The organism is Pantoea sp. EKM10T, from assembly GCF_011800685.1.
GTDB lineage: Bacteria > Pseudomonadota > Gammaproteobacteria > Enterobacterales > Enterobacteriaceae > Pantoea > Pantoea agglomerans.
The window spans coordinates 208,297-226,298 of the sequence record NZ_JAALEU010000007.1 but is presented as its reverse complement, the minus strand read 5'-3'; the positions used below and the strand labels follow the sequence as shown (position 1 = coordinate 226,298).

18 protein-coding genes and 1 pseudogene are annotated in these 18,002 nt (G+C 45.5%); 12 read left to right on the top strand and 7 right to left on the bottom strand.

Annotated features, from left to right (window positions below):
* Window positions 1-5: 5 nt before the first annotated feature.
* From HFD95_RS15165 to HFD95_RS15120, 10 genes are all read left to right on the top strand, one after another.
* Complete coding sequence (locus HFD95_RS15165; RefSeq protein WP_167430446.1) at window positions 6-1,016, top strand: beta-ketoacyl-ACP synthase III; 1,011 nt, start codon at window positions 6-8, stop codon at window positions 1,014-1,016.
* Window positions 982-1,272: an acyl carrier protein gene (locus HFD95_RS15160; RefSeq protein WP_243208633.1), complete on the top strand. Its 291-nt coding sequence runs from the start codon at window positions 982-984 to the stop codon at window positions 1,270-1,272. The genes HFD95_RS15165 and HFD95_RS15160 overlap by 35 nt, the downstream gene beginning before the upstream one ends.
* On the top strand, window positions 1,269-1,838 hold the full coding sequence (locus HFD95_RS15155) for a histidine phosphatase family protein (protein WP_167430444.1): 570 nt from the start codon (window positions 1,269-1,271) through the stop codon (window positions 1,836-1,838). Before HFD95_RS15160 ends, HFD95_RS15155 begins: the two co-directional genes overlap by 4 nt.
* Before the next feature lie 10 nt (window positions 1,839-1,848).
* Entirely contained in the window at window positions 1,849-2,124 is a 276-nt protein-coding gene (locus HFD95_RS15150) for a putative quinol monooxygenase (protein WP_167430443.1), read from the top strand.
* A gap of 21 nt (window positions 2,125-2,145) precedes the next feature.
* Window positions 2,146-3,600: an MFS transporter gene (locus HFD95_RS15145; RefSeq protein ID WP_167430442.1), complete on the top strand. Its 1,455-nt coding sequence runs from the start codon at window positions 2,146-2,148 to the stop codon at window positions 3,598-3,600.
* Entirely contained in the window at window positions 3,587-5,128 is a 1,542-nt protein-coding gene (locus HFD95_RS15140; protein ID WP_167430441.1) for an NAD(P)/FAD-dependent oxidoreductase, read from the top strand. The genes HFD95_RS15145 and HFD95_RS15140 overlap by 14 nt, the downstream gene beginning before the upstream one ends.
* A 9-nt stretch (window positions 5,129-5,137) precedes the next feature.
* The gene (locus HFD95_RS15135) at window positions 5,138-5,683 is read left to right on the top strand and encodes a carboxymuconolactone decarboxylase family protein (protein WP_167430440.1); all 546 of its coding nucleotides are present in this window, start codon (window positions 5,138-5,140) and stop codon (window positions 5,681-5,683) included.
* 11 nt (window positions 5,684-5,694) lie between these two features.
* Window positions 5,695-6,669 carry an aldo/keto reductase gene (locus HFD95_RS15130; RefSeq protein WP_167430439.1) on the top strand — a complete coding sequence of 325 codons (975 nt, stop codon included), beginning with the start codon at window positions 5,695-5,697 and terminating at the stop codon, window positions 6,667-6,669.
* A gap of 15 nt (window positions 6,670-6,684) precedes the next feature.
* The gene (locus tag HFD95_RS15125) at window positions 6,685-7,644 is read left to right on the top strand and encodes an oxidoreductase (RefSeq protein WP_167430438.1); all 960 of its coding nucleotides are present in this window, start codon (window positions 6,685-6,687) and stop codon (window positions 7,642-7,644) included.
* Window positions 7,645-8,190: 546 nt separating this feature from the next.
* Window positions 8,191-8,571 (top strand): hypothetical protein, encoded by a 381-nt coding sequence (locus tag HFD95_RS15120; RefSeq protein WP_167430437.1) that lies wholly within the window; start codon window positions 8,191-8,193, stop codon window positions 8,569-8,571.
* Between the two features lie 215 nt (window positions 8,572-8,786).
* Here HFD95_RS15120 and HFD95_RS15115 read toward each other — a convergent pair whose 3' ends face one another.
* The 7 genes from HFD95_RS15115 to HFD95_RS15085 form a co-directional block, all read right to left on the bottom strand.
* The gene (locus HFD95_RS15115) at window positions 8,787-9,491 is read right to left on the bottom strand and encodes a hypothetical protein (protein WP_167430436.1); all 705 of its coding nucleotides are present in this window, start codon (window positions 9,489-9,491) and stop codon (window positions 8,787-8,789) included.
* A gap of 21 nt (window positions 9,492-9,512) precedes the next feature.
* Complete coding sequence (locus HFD95_RS15110; RefSeq protein WP_167430435.1) at window positions 9,513-10,607, bottom strand: inovirus-type Gp2 protein; 1,095 nt, start codon at window positions 10,605-10,607, stop codon at window positions 9,513-9,515.
* A gap of 115 nt (window positions 10,608-10,722) precedes the next feature.
* Window positions 10,723-10,941 (bottom strand): AlpA family transcriptional regulator, encoded by a 219-nt coding sequence (locus HFD95_RS15105; RefSeq protein ID WP_167430434.1) that lies wholly within the window; start codon window positions 10,939-10,941, stop codon window positions 10,723-10,725.
* 109 nt (window positions 10,942-11,050) lie between these two features.
* Window positions 11,051-11,881: a hypothetical protein gene (locus HFD95_RS15100; protein WP_167430433.1), complete on the bottom strand. Its 831-nt coding sequence runs from the start codon at window positions 11,879-11,881 to the stop codon at window positions 11,051-11,053.
* 469 nt (window positions 11,882-12,350) lie between these two features.
* Window positions 12,351-13,370: an FRG domain-containing protein gene (locus tag HFD95_RS15095; protein WP_167430432.1), complete on the bottom strand. Its 1,020-nt coding sequence runs from the start codon at window positions 13,368-13,370 to the stop codon at window positions 12,351-12,353.
* Window positions 13,371-13,382: 12 nt separating this feature from the next.
* Complete coding sequence (locus tag HFD95_RS15090; protein WP_167430431.1) at window positions 13,383-14,390, bottom strand: tyrosine-type recombinase/integrase; 1,008 nt, start codon at window positions 14,388-14,390, stop codon at window positions 13,383-13,385.
* The gene (locus HFD95_RS15085; RefSeq protein WP_167430430.1) at window positions 14,390-14,962 is read right to left on the bottom strand and encodes a phage repressor protein CI; all 573 of its coding nucleotides are present in this window, start codon (window positions 14,960-14,962) and stop codon (window positions 14,390-14,392) included. The genes HFD95_RS15090 and HFD95_RS15085 overlap by 1 nt, the downstream gene beginning before the upstream one ends.
* A gap of 135 nt (window positions 14,963-15,097) precedes the next feature.
* On the opposite strand from HFD95_RS15085, the gene HFD95_RS15080 reads away from it, so the two are divergent.
* Together HFD95_RS15080 and HFD95_RS15070 are read left to right on the top strand one after the other, a co-directional pair.
* The gene (locus HFD95_RS15080; RefSeq protein WP_033772647.1) at window positions 15,098-15,361 is read left to right on the top strand and encodes a hypothetical protein; all 264 of its coding nucleotides are present in this window, start codon (window positions 15,098-15,100) and stop codon (window positions 15,359-15,361) included.
* 30 nt (window positions 15,362-15,391) lie between these two features.
* Window positions 15,392-18,002: pseudogene (locus HFD95_RS15070) on the top strand (phage tail tape measure protein).

The window sequence follows — 18,002 nt, the reverse complement described above, 5'->3', positions numbered from 1 at the left end:
TCATTATGGGCGTGAAAATAATCGGACTTGGTGCTTCTGTACCGACGAAATCAGTGACAAATGAAGAGCTATCTCAGAGCCTTGATACAAGTGATGAGTGGATCACAACGAGAACTGGAATAAAAAGGAGACACCATTCTTCTCCACTTGAGACAACCAGCTACCTCGCATACAAAGCTGGCGAGGCGGCAATGAAGAGTCTCACCCATGATGATAGCAGTGACATCGACACTCTAATTGTTGCCACCTCTACTCCTGACAGAAAGTGCCCAGCAACCGCCCCGAAAGTTGCTACGATGCTGGGCCTAGGAAAAATCAGTGCTTTTGATATCAATGCAGTATGCACAGGGTTCGTCTACGGCTTAGAGCTTGCTGATGCCTTAATCCGGTCTGGCAAATCAAGGAAGCTAATGCTGATTGGTGCCGATGTATTTACGTCGATTTTAAGCAAGCAGGATCGAACGACATATCCCTTGTTTGGTGACGCTGCAGGCGCCATGATTTTAACCCGCAGTGACGATGACAACATTCTTGCAACCTTCACAGGCAGCGACGGAGAATATGAAAACCTTATCACCATTCCTGATGGCGGTACGGAATCAGCGCTCAAGCAGGATAATGACGGTGCGGATGTTTTTTTCAGAATGGAGGGCAGAGAAGTATTCACCAAAGCTATTTCGCAAATGAAAGAGTCGATTAATGAAGTGCTGAAGAGGGGTGGCCTGGTTAAAGAAAACATGGACTATCTGGTTCCCCATCAGGCAAATAAGCGGATTATCGACACTCTCAGTCAACTTTTTGATCTAAAAGAAGACCAGGCGTTGACGAGTCTTGAAGATTATGGAAATACATCGGCAGCTTCAATTCCCATTACTTTGGCACGACATGTTAAAGCAGGAACAATCAATTCTGGAAAAAAAATCGTTTTGACTGCGTTTGGAGGAGGCATTACTTGGGGAGCAGTAGTACTCCGGTGGCCCAATGAGAAAATCAATGCTGATATTAGCGAAAAATAGAGGTAGAAAAATGGAAGATAAAATATTTAGCCGTATCAAAGAAATGCTAGTTGATAAGTATTACGTGCCTTCCCAAAAAGTAACAGCCGAGGTTGTGTATGACGATCTTGAACTAGACTCACTAGTCTTGCTGGAAATCTCAGTCGCTTTAGAAAAAGAATTTGACCTTAAAATACCTGATGGACTTGTTGAATCAGAAATGTCGATTGGCCATTCAGTGAGTGTCATTCTTGGTAACAATGCGGATGCTGCATGATTTATCTGATGAGGCATGGTGATACTCTGTTTAACGTTGAAGGCCGATTGTTGGGGCAAACAGATATCCCGTTATGCCCAATCGGTGTTGAAAAAGTTAAGCAGGCTGCCTGTGCGATTGCAGAGCTGAATATAAATTTCATTTTCAGCTCACCTTATCTACGCGCTCTTCAGACAGCTGATATTTTGGCATCTTCCATGGATACCTTTTTCAGTATCCATAAGGATTTTAGAGAGCGACATCTAGGGGTGATGGATGGGAAGTTTAAACACAATCCGGAATTTTCTGCTCTGGTTGCCATGTTGGGAGAAAAGGAATTTATACCGCCTGAGGGTGAATCTGTTGATGCTTGTATAGGTCGGTTTTCACGGGCGCTAGAACTTGTGACGAGGGAGCATGCTGGCAATATTTTAATTATCTCTCATGGCGGAGTGATCTCACTTTTTATGAAATATGTCATGATGGTTGATTCTAATTTCACATTTCTGGACAACTGTGCTTTTCACACGTTGACTGCCGGACCGGGCCAGCAGTTTTTCGTTAATACGTTGAATACATCATTTTAAAAGGAAATATATGAGCCTTAATATCGTGGTTTTTATTAAACCAGAAGCCGATTTTTTCACAGATTTTGGAAAAAAACTTGCAGCTCTGAAAGAAATGACCTTAAGAGAAAGTGGTTGTGACATTTTCGATTTCTACAGGTTTGAGAACAAATATGTATTGATTGAACGCTGGGCAGACAAGGCGGCCATTGATGCACATATGGAAGAAGCGTACACAAAAGAATTTATCCGTCAGACAAAAGCGCATCTTGAAGAAACAGAAGTTTTCAAACTGGAAAATATTTAGCGATTACTGTGAGAGGTTAGCATGGCGGAAGTCAGTTTTAACAGAAGGGAATTACATGTACTGCTGACAGTATGCCTGTCTATGTTCATTATCCCATTGACAATTACGTCTTCTAGCATTCTGAATCTTTCAGTTATGAAAGATTACGCATTGAATTATCAGAAAGCGCAATGGTTTATTAATATATTCATGGTCATGTATGCTGCATTCCTTCCAGTAACAGGATCACTATCTGACTATATTGGTAAAAAAAATGTGTTCCTGTTCGGCCTTCTCCTTTTTTCCATTGGCTTTTTTTCAGGGGGGCTTGTGAATGACTATGTGCTTCTGCTCACATGCCGTGCCATTAGTGGTGTAGCTGCGGCCGCGGTCACAACTTCAGCAACCGCTCTGCTGGCGACTCATCTTAATGAAACGAAGAAAGCACGTGCTTTTTCCATTTTTGGTGTTTTTCTGGGAATGGGAATGATTAGCGGTCCACTGCTTGCATCTTTGTTAAACTATATAGAGCATGGATGGCTGATTTTCAGTACGATCATGGCTCTGATACTGATCGCCCTGTTCATTTCATTGATTTTAATTTCTGCAAAAGCGCATCGTGCAAGCCATCCTTTTGACTGGGCTGGCGGGGTACTATTGACCATGTTTTTGCTGACATCTGTAATGATGGTGTCATTCCTTTCTGACTGGACGATTAGCGATCCCAGAACGCTAGTTTTACTGTTCACATCCGTTTTACTTGGATTTTTGCTTTGCCGTGTAGAGCAAAAATCAAAATTTCCATTGATTGACATTCGTATCTTCAAAAATCAGGATTTCTCAGCAATGAGCATCACGTCTTTACTCCTTGGTTTTGGATATATAAGTGTGCTGTTTTATTTTCCATTCTATCTGAGTAAGGCGACCGACTTCTCAACTCTTCAAATTGGCTCTATTATGACTGTGGCGACACTCCCGTCGCTAGTATTCCCGCCAGTGATTGCGAAATTCAGAATGAAATTCAGCGACGAATTTCTATTGAAGATTACTCTTCTATCGATTGTTATTGCACCGATTATTTTAACGGCCGTGTTAGGTAGTGAAAGCGTTCTCCTTCACCAGATAGCAATGTTTGTTTTTGGCAGTTCTTTTGGTATATCTCTTTCCTATATTGATGGAGTGGCCGTCAACTCTGTTCCATCTCATCAAACCGGGCTAGCAGCAGGAACATTTAATACTTTCAGGATAGGTGGCGAGTCTATTTTCATTCCTCTAACTTCTTCAATGGCTACATTGTTGAATGGCAATTTTAGTGGGCGGCTTGAGCATGTTTTCATTATAGGTGACAATGTAATTGACAGCACGCATAAAATCTTCATTACATCTGCATCTCTATTACTCATGGCTATATCAGCACTGTGCCTTATCTTTTCTGTGATGATTATTAATCTTTATCATGCTAGTAAAAAGGGGGATCAAATTAATGAAGTTTCCTGAAAAGAATGAAGGTGATGTATTAATTGTTGGTGGTGGCCCAGTGGGAATGCTGACTGCGCTGGAATTATCGCTTTTTGGAATCAAGGCAAGGATTATTTCCAAGCATGAGCGATATTCACCGCATTCAAAAGCGACGATTATATGGCCACGAGTGCTGGAGTTGCTATCCCGCACCGGTGTTTCAGAGGGTGTCATCCAGTCTGGTCATTACTTTGACCAGATGAATTATTACTCAAACAAGAAGATGATCGGCAATATCTGCTTCGATCGCTTGAAGTTCACTAATTACCGCTATGGAATTACGATACCTCAGTGGAAAACGGAAAAGGTTCTGGAAGACCAACTCAATGAAGAAGGAATCCAAATTGAATACGGATGTGAATTTATCGACGGCCATAACGACCATGAGCGCGTTAATGTCACCTTGCGCAATCCGGATGGAAACATAACTCACGAATCCTTTGCATGGGTGATTGGTGCAGATGGCTACTCCAGTAAAGTCAGGGAGTGTTTTGGTTTCACTTTTGATGGCTTTCAGATGGAAACCAGACTTGCTATCACTGATGCGGAGCTGGTCAGTGAATCAACTAGCCGTGAGGTAGGATATTACCTGCATCGCAAGGGAAACATGGTGCTGGCTCCAATAGGTGATGGCCTTTTCCGAGTAGGTGCAAGTGTGCCTGCTGACTACCAAGGTGAGATCAATCGTGAGTTCTTCGAAAAAATTTTAGGAGACCGTGTTCCTGGAAACAAAACACTGGGGCACATGAATTTCTGCGGAATTTTTAACGCTAATGTTCGCTCTGCATCCTCTTACAGAAATGAGAATGTCTTTCTTGTGGGGGATGCGGCGCATGCTATGAGTCCTTCAGGTGCGCAGGGGATGAACAGTGGTTTTCAGGACGCGGTAAACCTTGGCTGGAAACTCGCCGGTGTCATCCGCGGTGAATACAATCCATCACTTCTTGAGTCGTATTCTGAGGAAAGAATGAATGGGATTAACCGCACATCTAAACTTTCCACATTCCTAGCCAACGTCAGCCTGTATAAAAATCGTCAGGCCATATTTGCACGTGACGTAGCATTCAGAATGGCCTCCAGAACCGGGCTAGTTGATAAATTCCTTTCACCTCGAATTGCTCAAATCGATATTCCACACGGTGAACTTCCTGAAGGTAAAAACCGCTTGGAAATAGGACGACGAGTACCTCTTGAATGGCGTAGTAGTTTCCTTTCTCCGCATCTGAGTCTGACAACGCATACGGTTTTATTCTGGCCGGGAAACCATTACATCTATTCAGACTGGCTATCCTACTTTGAAAAAGCTTCAGCGGCCGTGAGAGGTGCCACTCTTGTAAATTTAAGCGGAAAGGTACTCGGTTTATTGAAGGACCTATTGCCCAGTAAGTCTGTTTGCATCGTTGTACGCCCGGATGGATTTATCAGCGACTTGATAGAGATCAGCGAAAACACTTCAAATGAAGTTTTCGGTATTTTGAACAGTAAAATTAATCAACAACCTGCATGAGGATAATTTATGAATAAGCCACTTGTTAAATTGACAGATGTTAAAGACTTTACTCAAGAACAGCTTAGCGTTTATGAGAAGTTCCCGTCAAATCTGACTCGTAGTCTGCTTCTCACAAAATGCTCCGCTGGCCCTCATCTTGCATTGGGAGGTGCCATCACAAAAGGTTATCTCAATGATTATGAGCGCGAAATAATTGTGATGCGTGTGGCTAAACTCGTTGACAGTGAGTTCGAGCGACTCATTCACTATCCTTTAGCGATTAAAGCTGGTTTATCAGAGCAAGAAATAAGTGATATTGAAAATGGCAATTATAGTGCGATGGAACCTCGTCGTCAGGCTATGGTTCACTACATCACCGAATGTATTAATAATGGCAAAGCCTCACCTGATGCGTTTCGCAAGCTTAACGAATTTTATTCCCAAGGCGAGATTGCAGATGCAACACATTTGGCAGGGCACTGTTGGATGACAGCCATGTATCTTTCAAGTCTGGACATACCTTTAGATGAGCAGGAGACATCCTGGTCACGCCTTACAGAATTAAACAATTAAGGAGGTAGCGGTTGATTTATTCTCACCTCGGTAAATCAGGCCTGGTCGTGTCTCGTATTGCCCTAGGATGTATGTCATTTGGAGAATCGTCTAGGGGAGCACACCCTTGGACACTTGACTTCGCCAGAAGTGAAAGAATCATTGTTGAATCACTAGATTCAGGAATCAATTTTTTCGATACCGCAAATATTTATTCTTTAGGATCGAGCGAAGAGATCTTGGGTGAATGTCTGAAAAGACATGCAAAACGTGATGATGTCGTGATTGCAACTAAAGTTTATGAAAAAATGAGTGATTCACCACAGTCAGGTGGATTGTCACGCAAAGAAATTTTTTCACAGGTTGACCAGAGTTTAAAGCGTCTGCAAACGGACTACATTGACTTATATATTATTCATCGTTGGGACCCCAATACGCCAATTGAAGAGACCATGTCAGCACTTAATGACTTAGTCCGTTCTGGCAAGGTTCGTTATATTGGTGCTTCCTCGATGAGGGCATGGCAATTCATTCAGGCACAAAATGTTGCGCGCAATAATGGCTGGACGCCGTTTATCAGTATGCAAAACCATTACAACCTCATTAACAGAGAAGAGGAACGTGAAATGCTTCCTTATTGTGTGTCTGAGGGAATTGGTGTAACACCTTGGAGCCCACTGGCTCGAGGGAGGCTTGCTAAAAACGCGGAAACTGCCCGTTCCCGATCAGATAAAGTCCAGTCATGGCTGTATGAGTCGGCTAAAGCCAGCGATGTGAAAGTCATTACCGTACTCAATGAGATTGCCAGAAATAAAGAATGCAAGCCTGCACATGTTGCACTCGCATGGCTTCTTTCCCGTCCAGGTGTGGCATCACCCATCATTGGGGCCACTTCGGTTGAACAACTCACTGATAATATCCGGAGCGTCGAAATCAATCTGGATGAACGTGAGATAGCTGCTTTGGAAGAGTTTTACACCCCTCATGCCACAGCAGAATTACAGTAAAGTCAGGAGGATAAGATGGCAGTTCAGAAACCGGTAAAGTCAGGATTTGATGCGTCCTCAACAGCATCTGATGTGCTCAAAAGTCTCGACCTTGTAGGAAAAACTGCATTTATCACGGGGGGACATTCTGGTCTGGGATTTGAGGCAACAAAGGCCCTTTCTGCTGCGGGAGTTCATGTTGTTGTGGCAGCAAGAGATGTTAAATCAGCTGCCCAAAATCTCAGTGAACAGAAAAATGTCACTATCCTCCCATTGGATCTGTCTGATATCGCCTCTGTTAAAAACGTGGCCGCCATTGTTTCAGCTAACCGCTATGTATTCGATTACGTGCTGTGTAATGCCGGTATCATGGCATGCCCTGAACGAAGAGTAGGGCCGGGCTGGGAATCCCAGTTTGCAACCAATCATGTAGGCCATTATGTGCTGGTAAACTTAATCTGGAATAACATTCGTTCAGGTGGACGAGTAGTCTGTGTCTCATCAGCAGGACACCACAACTCGCCAATCCGGTGGGACGATATTCAGTTCACCAGCGGGTACGACAAATGGCTAGCATATGGCCAGTCTAAAACAGCCAACATCTTGTTCGCGTTGCAGCTCGACAGCTACGGTAAGAGTCGTGATATTCGAGCATTCTCACTGCATCCTGGAAAAATATTTACTCCGTTGCAGCGACATCTGACAAATGAAGAGATGGCTGGAGAAGGATGGATGGACAAAGATGGAAATCCAATTGATCCCACTTTCAAATCCACAGCTCAGGGAGCAGCAACCGAAGTCTGGGCGGCTACCAGTCCTCAACTGAATGGTCTTGGCGGGCTTTACTGTGAAGATTGTGATGTATCCGCGCTCGCATCTGAATATCCAGAGCCTTTTGTTGGTGTTTGCGAATATGCTGTTGACCCAGAAGAGGCTTTAAAATTGTGGAAATTTACGGCTAATCTGACAGGCGTAAATACATTTTCTGACAAATAATTTTTTTAAATAAAAAGGCTGGCTCATATGATAGCCAGCCTTTTATTTGCGTAACATTGTCATGTGAATTTTCTCTTTTTTAACTAAATGCCGACATGTTATTCATTATACTAGGCCAGTATGATCGGCTCTATATTGATTAAATCGGCCAGGTATTAGCAACTTCCGTTTCTAGCACTAAGCGGACCTGCAACAGGGCAAGAAACTCTGAAGGCGAGTAGCACAATTTTGCAAGAAATTACTGACATTATAATTTTTTAATTAACGTGAAACTGGTCATCCTTACTTCAAAGTAAGAGACTTTGCTATAAATTCCTTCCGTCTCTGCCATTTAACCTCTCAAGCCATTAGCCGACTCCATTAACAAGAAAGCTGGTAAACATGGCTAGACGCCTATATCCCCTTTATATGTGTTCAATCGTGATATGTAAGCCATTTTTTTACATAGCATCATGAATATCAGCTGCTACTCCAGTTCATGTATAATTGTGGTGAAAAGTCAATCGTCAGTCTTATTGTGTTTAATAGCATCAAAGTGAGGTCCCAATGCAGGTACTAGGCTTTCTTCAGGTTCTGTATTTCCGGGACTATCGGCAAGCGGATTTCCTGTATCTTCTTCCGCATCAATCTCGTGAGCGTCCATATTTTCGTAATCATTTTATTCCTTTTCACCATTTCGGGCTGCATATCCCAGCACTAGTGGCCTCTTTTCGTTGGCTGATTGATCATTGCCATTCTTACAAAGAATCTGACATAACGCCGGGGCAAAAAATCCAATTAGGCTCTTATCTTAATCGGATAAAATTTATTTTTCACAGAATAGAGTTGGTGATTTCCGCCTCAGAGTTTTCCTCCACCAGTAGTTTACTGCCTTATGCAGACGGTCAGTTGCTGCAAAGTCATGTTTTTCATCGTCAAGCACCTTAAATGCCATCAGCTGCTGATTTACAGTGCCCGTCACTAAGTTAAAGCACAAGGTATATGTCTTTCCCACACCAGCTAAAGCATGCGCATTTCATATACGGAGGTTGATATTAGGCTTTTCAAATTCTGATCATTGCGTTGTTTACCGTTTGACGGTTTTGATCACTATCTAGTGATCAGAATTCATGACCAAATTCTTCAGCGACTGTCTTGAAAAATCACATCCAGGGTTTAATCAACATTGGGTCAAAAAGCCCAATGGGGAAGTTAAACAGATACTGGCGGGTAGTGGTAACGTTCAAACCATAGAAATCCGCATATTCTCTGACGTTACAATGCCTCAGCCATGCATCACTGTAATAGTTATCAAAATGCTGAGCCCAGATATCACTCAGTGGCTGTCGCGACAACTGACGATACGCTGTGCGTTGGGGAAGCTGATGCTCAGAAATGTATTCCTGAACCGTAAGCCGCTGCTGCTGGTGGAACTGCCGGCGATGATAAACCCAAAACAGCACACGAATTGCCGCGCCACCGCATTTATGCAAATGGTCATACATCACACGTTTAGGGAGCTTACGTGCTTTTGCATATTGCTGCTGCGTTATGCCACTTAATATTGCTTCACGACGATAATTTTGTTTGTGGTAAGCCCATTGGATACGCCACGTATCGCTCCAGAAGTTGTAGTCCTTGTAATGCACGTCGCACTCTATAGCAGGCAGCAGGAAACGCTCAAACAACTCATCCAGCGTTGCAGGCAGAGCATGCAGATGCTGCTTTCTTTGCAGCCGCTGTTCATCAGTCAGCGGCACAATTTCATAACCGGTTAGCCAGTCAATGCCGCCTACATAAGTCTTCATCTTACGATTAAGTGAGTGGGGCACCGAAATTTTAACGTTTCTGCTTATTTTGTTTTTCATTTTTATCAACTTTCAAAATATTTACAGCCAGCACGCTAACAACCATGGATTAACCAGATTAGCCGGGTAGTTACACAAATAGCGGCTTGCTGTAGACGGATTTAGGTAATACCAGCGGCAATACTGTGAAACGCTGATATTGAATGGCCAGTAATAGCGATAGTAGCGCTCAAAATGACGGTGCCAGTGAGGGCTCAGTTTAGTGCCAGCCACGACGCTATTACCGTCACGCAGGCGGCCCCTGATTTTACTAAAACGCTGCAGCGCTCGTCTGAGCGCCTTCATTGGCAGTAAGGCAGCCTCATCCAATCGTTGGCTATCTTTCAGAGGCAATGTCGCAGGCTTACCAGCAGAAGGCTCTGCGGGATTGAAAAGCGAATCCAGCTTTCCGGGAAGAGGGCAATGCGCTTGTGCCCGATCAAAATCAGCAATCTGAGTACGTAATTGCGTAGTTTTAGTATGTTTGGCTTTTTTTAAATACGGGTAATGCCGAGTTCCGGAACACGCAATGTCTTTAGCAATTCCTTCCTTAGAGTGCTGCTTAGCAAAATAACTCACCCGCAGTAACAATGCGGTCATGGCCTCGGTGTCATTCTTTCGAATTAAATAGTAACCATGCTTTGGAAACCAGACCGTTCCGCCCGTTGCTATTTTCCAGCAGCTTTCCACCAGCTTGTTAATTTTAAGAGGATGACGCACGCAGTTACCATCAACCATCAGTAAGTAATGATAATGCTGTGCTGGTGCCTGATTCTGTTCTCTGACCCAAAACACCCGAGCAAAGCTTTTGGGATACTCCTTCCTTAGAGCAGGAATCAATAGCTGATGAAAGCGGGTAATAACGCGGTTGTCAGCCGTGTACTGAGGCAGATGAAAATCATAACGGATTGCCAGAAAACGAGAGCAACTGGCATAAGTTCTATCAACTGCTCTGAAAAGAGAATTCATGATCTTCACATCCTGCTGACTCTCTTCAGGCATGACTGGCCAGAGAATATTGTCATACAGAAACTCGCCGTTAGTCCGGATATCCGGATAAACCGTACTGCGCGTAATATTATTAATTACCGGTTCCTGAATGGCTGAATGCAGACTGCCAGTTTTACTGTTTATCATAGGGTTACGGCTGTATAAGAATCATGGATTGGTAACGATTTGATGCGCTGGTTGTTTCAAATGGTTGCATCAGCAGATAAAAGAAAGGCTGGAAATCCCAGCCCTACTTAGAGGTTTAGCAGCAGTTATCAAGCCACTGTTCATATTGCGTGACTGTCCAGCCCATGGTTCTCCCTGAACGTTTTTTGGGCGCAGGAAACTCACCGCTGATCACCCAGCGGTAAAGGGTGGTTCGGCTGCAATTCAGAAGGTCAAGCATCTCACAGATACGAATCAGGCGTTGCGGGCCAGGAAGGTGACTGACGGTCGTTGATAAAGAATTGATGTGTTTCATGTTAAACCTCTCGGTAACGAATAAAGACGAAACGTATCTTAAAAACCGAGAGTGTCTATGTCGTGGTTACCCTGGAAAGATACCTTAGTGACCTTTGCTATCCTACTGATTAAGCAGATTTAATTTTTCTTATTTTTTGCATCTGTCTCTTTTCGGCCCGCAATTGATGAAGATCAGTTACGTCGCGTTCAAGCAGGCTAATCGCTTCGCGGAGATTTTTTAGGCATTGCTCTTCACTCATTGGAAAACATCCTTCCGCTGGCCAGAAGAGCGAGATCTTTCTTTCGACCAATCTCAAAAGCTCCGGTGCCTTTGGCAGTAAATCCTTTGATGAGATGAGCCTGTTTTTGTCGTACAAACTGGCTATGACAGCGATGAGAAACTCTTCCCGTTTAGCTGCATAGGTTTCGGCTTTATCTATAGGGGCAGTCAGGCGTTGTTCCAGCGACTCAATCTTTTCTTTTAGTGCTAGATTTTCAGCCTTTAGGTCCGAGGTATCTTGTTCACACATCGGTGCTTCTGGCCTTGCAGTATCAAGCGGAACTCCAAGCACGTCAGCAATTTCTGTCCGCAGAAAACCACAATTAGCCAGCTTATCAGTATTCATGACATCATCACTTACCGCCCGCAGTGCCGCCTCGGCATTAGGATAATAGTCAGGAGCACCGATGTTTGGTGCGCCATGTTTATCCAAGAGCTGGTATGGGGCAACGGGTGAAGTGTCATACCAGCTTTCATATCTAAACCAATACAGCGGAGGCTGATGCTCTGAACGTCGATACTTTTTCAGCGCTAAAAGGCACAGGGCGTTGTAGCTCTGATCTGGATAACGCTGTTTGAGCTGTTCAAATAGAGTCTTAACACTGATGAAGCGTTCTGTATCAGACCGGCGCGCGAGTTGCTCATTACGCAATTGCTGAATGGAATCGTCGAAACTCATGGCTTGTTTTTGTCCTGCAATCCTGGGGGGCAGATAAGGCTGTCTTAATGATTGAATCTGGATGGCTGTCAGGCTTTTCGAAAAAGGAAATCAGGTTTCTGGCAACCGGCCAGCCAGACATTTAAACCCACACTACTTACGTCACCCAGCCATTCACTTACGTCACCCACTACATCACCTGATTCGCGCCCAAAGAAAAAGGAGTTAGACGATTTCTCATCTAACTCCTTGTTTTATTTGGTGGCCCCTGCTGGGTTTGAACCAGCGACCAAGCGATTATGAGTTCCTACTACATTAGCCGAAAATCAATGGTTTTTTCTATTTATCATTGACATAGATTGCCAGTCTTTGCCAATGATTTTCCATTATTAGCCATTTCCACCGCCACTTTATCGCCACTGGAAATATGATGGTTAAAAGTCGTTAAAATAGCGATTATTGTTTGCTTAATGAATACACATTAATTGAATTAAAATCGTATTCTCGAATTCAAGTTTTCGACAACCCCGCCGTAGCCAGGGAAAATAGTTGCTTCGCTGATTTGCATCTCTCTAAGGAAGTTGTTAACTTTCAGTGCTTCTGAGCTTGGTAATGTTAATTTAATTAAGATGTCATCAGTGTTAATTTGAACTGTTTTCTTTGAATTATATTCGGTTATAGCATCTTCAAGTGCAATATCCATAGTGCGTTGATCTGTTTTGATAATATCAAATTTTGGGTCTGTACTGAATGAGTTATTTGTTGTGAAGTGATCTAAATATTCACCCAATAAAGGTCCTTCTTTGATGTCATGTTTCGATTGAATAAATGTAAACAAACCTCTTTGTGATTTTGCATTTTCGTTCCATTGATAATGTGGGCTAAATATTTTAACATCTGAAAGAGGAGAGGGAAATAGGTTTTTTAATTTTTTGTAGTTCAACATCCATATGCTTATTTTATTGTTATTAGCTGGTTTTTTCATAAAATTAGTGGCGAAAAATGATGCTACATATTGATTGTATGACCAATCAATCAGCCTAGTAGGTAGTCCATAATGCTGTGCTAGGGCTGCTATCTCAATAGAGTCATCGTTTAACCATTTATCAACATTAAATGTCTTCATAACATAGCTGAAGTTAATATAACCATCTATTTCCATTTGAGAACTCATTAACTTAGAGTTTGGTACATACAATCCATTTTCATTCGCTGATCTATAAAATCTTCTCAAAATAGTCATTTCAATTGTGGCATGATAGTCTTTGATGTTCGTTGGGCCAACACTTTTTATAGCGTTTTGGTGTTTCCCTTTTTTGATAATCATTTTGGCAATTTTTAGTAGATCAGGGTTGTTTTTTCTTCTCATTATATTGGGGTGCAATTTGAAATTTTCATCTGTATGCCCCCTAAATACATAATCAGTTAACTTGTAATCTGTATTCCAAGGTGTTAGTAGATCTAGAAACTCTTTAGCAGTTTTACAGTTTATTATGGTTAATATTGACATTTAAAGTTCCTTTTAAAGACTAATATGGCGAGAAAGTGGGTTAAACCTCAAAGCATCTTCTAAATGATCAGGCGAGAAGTGAGCGTATCGCATTGTCATTTTTATATCTGTATGGCCAAGCACTCTCTGTAAGACCAAAATATTTCCGCCATTCATCATAAAGTGACTGGCGAAGGTGTGACGCAAAACGTGTGTAAGCTGTCCTGCCGGTAGTTCGATGTCAGTCCTTTCCAGAGCAGACCGGAAGGCGCCATAACAATCACTGAATAACCGACCATTTTTATCATCAGTCAGAGAATCGTATAGTTCTTTGCTGATTGGAACAGTGCGATTTTTTCTGCCTTTCGTGTTTGTGTATGTGATTTTGTATTTCGCGAGCTGGCTTTTTTTAAGACTTTCAGCCTCAGACCACCGTGCGCCAGTGGCAAGACAGATCCTTACCACGATTTCTAAATCAGGGTGCTCATGCCGTTTACACTCTTCGAGCAGTTGCGAAATCTGGTCGTGATTAAGCCAAGCCATCTCCATTTCTTCGGTGCGGAAAGGGCGCATATTTTTCAGCGGATTTTCAACTTTCCATTCTCCTAGTCGATTTAGCTCATTAAATACCGCGCGAAAGTAAGCCAGCTCAAGGTTAAGCGTACGAGGCGATACTTCTTTAACCCTGTTTGAGCGGGCATATTCACCCTTTAGCCTTTTTTCCCTATAGCGGGAAAACATCTGCGCATCGAAGTCGCGAGCGAGTGGTTCGCCCATACACTCAAAAGCATGGTGCATAGCTAACTGGCGTTTTAAGCCATCTTTCAGAGTAATGCCATGAGCGCCATACCATGAATCAACCAGTTCCTTTAAAGTGCGCCTGTCTTCCTTTTCTTCCTGCCATGGAGTTTTAACGGTGTATTGCTCAAATGCCAGTGCCTCACCTTTAGTGGCGAATTTCTTCCTGATGCGTTTCCCTTTTGCACCGTTTGGGTAAAGCTCACAAATCCAGCCGCCACCAGGATTTTTACGCACAGTCATTAATTAACCTCGCTGAAAACACCTATCGCACGGCCAATCAGTTTTATTTCATCAACGCCACACTCAAAAGGTACTTTACCGCCTGCAACATGCAATCTTTTGCCAGGGAGAACTGTTATCTCACGGATGCTGATTGCGCTTTCAATATCAACTAACCAAAGACCGTCCGACATAGAGGCTTCCTGCTCTATGACATATGTACTGTTATCACTTTTCACACAACTTCCATTTTTTGGCTGCTTGGTAAAAAACTGTCGATCAAACAATAGAGTTCCAGTATTGCTCAATTCACCTTCACTTAATTCGAATAAAGGAAGATTGGTTGATGTTGGGTTCTCATCAGCTGAGATGCTTTTTTCACCTTCACCAGTCATTAGCCATTTGAGGTTTACGCCGGTTTCAAGTGCACAATGCACAGCAAAGTCGTACGACATGTTGCCCCGTGTATAACGGTTCTGTAAGGAACTGGCTGCGATTTTGAAGTGATTAGCGAGCTGAATTTTCTGAGTAAATCCATAAACCTCGCAGATTCTGTTTAGTAACTCTTCGTTATTGAAATTGGCATCTAACATTAAAATTAGCATTCCTGTATTGCTAGATACTAAAATTAGCATTAGTATCGACATTGACGGTGGCATTAAGTGGCAAAAGTAGGCAAAAACTATGCACTCATTGTCTAAATATTATCAATTTAGGAATCATGCTATATGGCTTCTGAAATCGCAATCATCAAAGTTCCAGCACCGATTGTCACGGCTGAGCAGTTCGCTGAACTGGAAGGCGTTTCACGCCGCACTGTTTATCGCTGGACTACCGGTGACAACCCGCAACTGCCTATAGAACCCCGTACTATCCGCAAAGGCTGTAAGAAAGCGGGTGGACCAATTCGTATCTATTACGCACGTTGGAAAGAAGAACAACTGCGCAAGGCGTTCGGGCATTCCCGTTTTCAGCTCGTTATTGGCGGCTAATTCACATTAAGTGAATAGGGAGATTCGTACATGTTTGATTTCAAGACTTCCACCCATAACCACTATGACGACGCCTGCCGCAAGTTTGCGCTGACACACAGCATGGTTGAGCTGTCGCAACGTGCAGGCATGAAAGCACAGACCCTGCGCAACAAGCTGAACCCGGATCAGGTTCATCAGCTGACTGTTTCAGAACTGCTGTTGCTTACCGATCTGACCGAAGACGCAACGCTGATAGATGGTGCGCTGGCTCAATTGCATTGCCTGCCATGCGTACCGGTTAATGAGCTGGCAAAAGAAAAGTTTCCGTCCTACGTGCTTAAGGCTACTGCTGAAGTCGGAAGCATGGCCGCCAGTGCCGCTAACCCGGAGCGGATGGGCGTCACGCAGCAGAGCCTGAAGGACGCGAAGCAGGAGGCGGCCGCGCTGGCCGTGCAGTTTAAAAACACCGAGCGCCCGACGACGCAGCAGGCCCGCGCACTGGAAAAGGCCCGGCAGGCGGCGGCAGAGCTGCAGACCAAAACCAACAGCCTGCGCCTTTCGGTGCAGCAGCAGCGCGAGGCGCTTAACGCGGCGGGGATTTCCACCAAAGCCCTGAGCAGCGAGCAGCAGCGCCTGAAATCCGCTTCGGCGCAGGCAACCGTCAGCCTGAGCCGCCAGAAAATGGAGCTGCAGCGGCTGAATGCACAGCAGGAGCGGCTGAACCAGACCAGCGAGCGCTACCGTAAAGGGCAGGAGCTATCGGGCAAAGTACGCAATATGGGCGCGGCCGGTATCGGTGCGGCAACGGTCAGCGGCATGGCGGCAACCTCGCTGCTGAAGCCGGGCTTTGAGTTTGCACAAAAAAACTCTGAGCTGCAGGCCGTGCTTGGCGTGGCGAAAGATTCAAAGGAAATGACGGCCCTGCGTGCGCAGGCGCGCCAGCTGGGTGATACAACCGCTGCCTCTGCCGATGATGCGGCAGGCGCGCAAATCGTTATCGCCAAAGGGGGCGGCGATGCCGCTGCCGTTGAGGCGGTAACGCCGGTTACGCTCAATATGGCACTGGCAAATAAGCGCACGATGGAGGAAAACGCCGGGCTGCTGATGGGGATGAAATCAGCCTTCCAGCTTTCAAACGATAAGGTTGCACATATCGGCGACGTGCTATCGATGACCATGAATAAAACGGCCGCTGACTTTGACGGGCTGAGCGATGCGCTGACCTACGTCGCCCCGGTAGCGAAAAACGCGGGCGTCAGCATCGAGCAGGCGGCGGCAATGGTAGGCGCTTTACACGATGCCAAAATCACCGGCTCAATGGCCGGTACGGGAGGCCGTGCCGTGCTGAGCAGGCTGCAGGCTCCTACCGGCGAATCATTCAAGGCTATCAAAGAGCTGGGGATTAAAACCGCAGACGGCAAAGGAAATACCCGCCCGATATTCACCATCCTGAAAGAAATGCAGGCGAGTTTTGATAGTCACAAACTGGGGACGGGCCAGCGCGCCGAGTACATGAAGACCATCTTCGGCGAGGAGGCCAGCTCATCGGCGGCCGTACTGATGACCGCCGCCTCAACCGGCAAGCTCGATCAGCTGACCGCCACGTTTAAAGCCTCTGATGGCAAAACCGCCGAGCTGGTCCAGGTCATGCAGGATAATCTCGGCGGCGACCTGAAAGAGCTGCAGTCTGCTTATGAGGCTATCGGCACCGACCTGTTTGATCAGAACGACGGCAGCCTGCGCACGCTTACCCAGGACACGGCGGCGCTGCTGCTCAAGGTGGATGGCTGGATTAAGGCTAACCCGGAGCTGGCTGGCGGTATCGCAAAAGTGGTAATGGGCGGGCTGATGTTAGCCGGAGCGCTGGGCGCAATCGGGCTGGTAGCCTGGCCGGTGATAGCGGGCGTGAATACCCTGATTGCCGGGGCGGGATTCCTCGGCACGGCATTCGGCATCGCGGGCAGCGCTCGGCGCTATCACGCTGCCGGTTCTGGCTGTCGCGGCGGTAATCGTGGCCGGTGCGCTGCTGGTACGCAAATACTGGGAACCCATCAGCGCCTTTATAGCGGGCGTGGCCGAAGGCTTTACCGCAGCGATGGGGCCGATCAGTGATTCCTTCGGTTCGCTGAAGCCGGTGTTTGATTGGGTAGGCGGCAAGGTCAAAGAGCTTTGGGACTGGTTCGGCAAACTGCTGGAGCCGGTTAAATCCACGCAGACCGAACTTGCCACCGCCGGAGACATGGGTAAGAAGTTCGGCAACATGCTGGCCGAGGCGCTGAAAATCCCCAGCCACGCGCTCGATCAGCTTATGGGCGGCATCAACTGGGTGCTGGATAAGCTCGGCATTATCGACACGAAATCCGATGGCCTCAAAGACAAAGTCCCGTCCCCGGATCCGGTAGCAACCGGCGGCGCGGGCGCAGATACCGGCGGGCTGCAATACAACATCGCCTATGGTGGCGCGCCTTACCGCCCGGTTTCAGCCCCGTCAGGCGGGGGCGGATTCACCGACCGCAGCCAGAATACTTATCAGTATGAAATCAACATGCATGAGGGTATGACCAAAGACGACGCAATGGCGCTGATGGCGCAGCACCAGGCTAAAGAGCAGCGCAACCGGCAGGCGCAGAACCGCAGCAAAATGGGCTGGGAGGATTAA

Bases quoted from the DNA above. Each gene is read 5' to 3' on its own strand.
- HFD95_RS15150 (WP_167430443.1), top strand. From the start codon at position 1,849: ATGAGCCTTAATATCGTGGTTTTTATTAAACCAGAAGCCGATTTTTTC.
- HFD95_RS15135 (WP_167430440.1), top strand. From the start codon at position 5,138: ATGAATAAGCCACTTGTTAAATTGACAGATGTTAAAGACTTTACTCAA.
- HFD95_RS15160 (WP_243208633.1), top strand. From the start codon at position 982: ATGAGAAAATCAATGCTGATATTAGCGAAAAATAGAGGTAGAAAAATG.
- HFD95_RS15140 (WP_167430441.1), top strand. From the start codon at position 3,587: ATGAAGTTTCCTGAAAAGAATGAAGGTGATGTATTAATTGTTGGTGGT.
- HFD95_RS15090 (WP_167430431.1), bottom strand. From the start codon at position 14,390: ATGACTGTGCGTAAAAATCCTGGTGGCGGCTGGATTTGTGAGCTTTAC.
- HFD95_RS15080 (WP_033772647.1), top strand. From the start codon at position 15,098: ATGGCTTCTGAAATCGCAATCATCAAAGTTCCAGCACCGATTGTCACG.
- HFD95_RS15115 (WP_167430436.1), bottom strand. From the start codon at position 9,491: ATGAAAAACAAAATAAGCAGAAACGTTAAAATTTCGGTGCCCCACTCA.
- HFD95_RS15100 (WP_167430433.1), bottom strand. From the start codon at position 11,881: ATGAGTTTCGACGATTCCATTCAGCAATTGCGTAATGAGCAACTCGCG.
- HFD95_RS15145 (WP_167430442.1), top strand. From the start codon at position 2,146: ATGGCGGAAGTCAGTTTTAACAGAAGGGAATTACATGTACTGCTGACA.
- HFD95_RS15085 (WP_167430430.1), bottom strand. From the start codon at position 14,962: ATGTTAGATGCCAATTTCAATAACGAAGAGTTACTAAACAGAATCTGC.
- HFD95_RS15155 (WP_167430444.1), top strand. From the start codon at position 1,269: ATGATTTATCTGATGAGGCATGGTGATACTCTGTTTAACGTTGAAGGC.
- HFD95_RS15110 (WP_167430435.1), bottom strand. From the start codon at position 10,607: ATGATAAACAGTAAAACTGGCAGTCTGCATTCAGCCATTCAGGAACCG.
- HFD95_RS15095 (WP_167430432.1), bottom strand. From the start codon at position 13,370: ATGTCAATATTAACCATAATAAACTGTAAAACTGCTAAAGAGTTTCTA.
- HFD95_RS15105 (WP_167430434.1), bottom strand. From the start codon at position 10,941: ATGAAACACATCAATTCTTTATCAACGACCGTCAGTCACCTTCCTGGC.
- HFD95_RS15120 (WP_167430437.1), top strand. From the start codon at position 8,191: ATGCAGGTACTAGGCTTTCTTCAGGTTCTGTATTTCCGGGACTATCGG.
- HFD95_RS15165 (WP_167430446.1), top strand. From the start codon at position 6: ATGGGCGTGAAAATAATCGGACTTGGTGCTTCTGTACCGACGAAATCA.
- HFD95_RS15125 (WP_167430438.1), top strand. From the start codon at position 6,685: ATGGCAGTTCAGAAACCGGTAAAGTCAGGATTTGATGCGTCCTCAACA.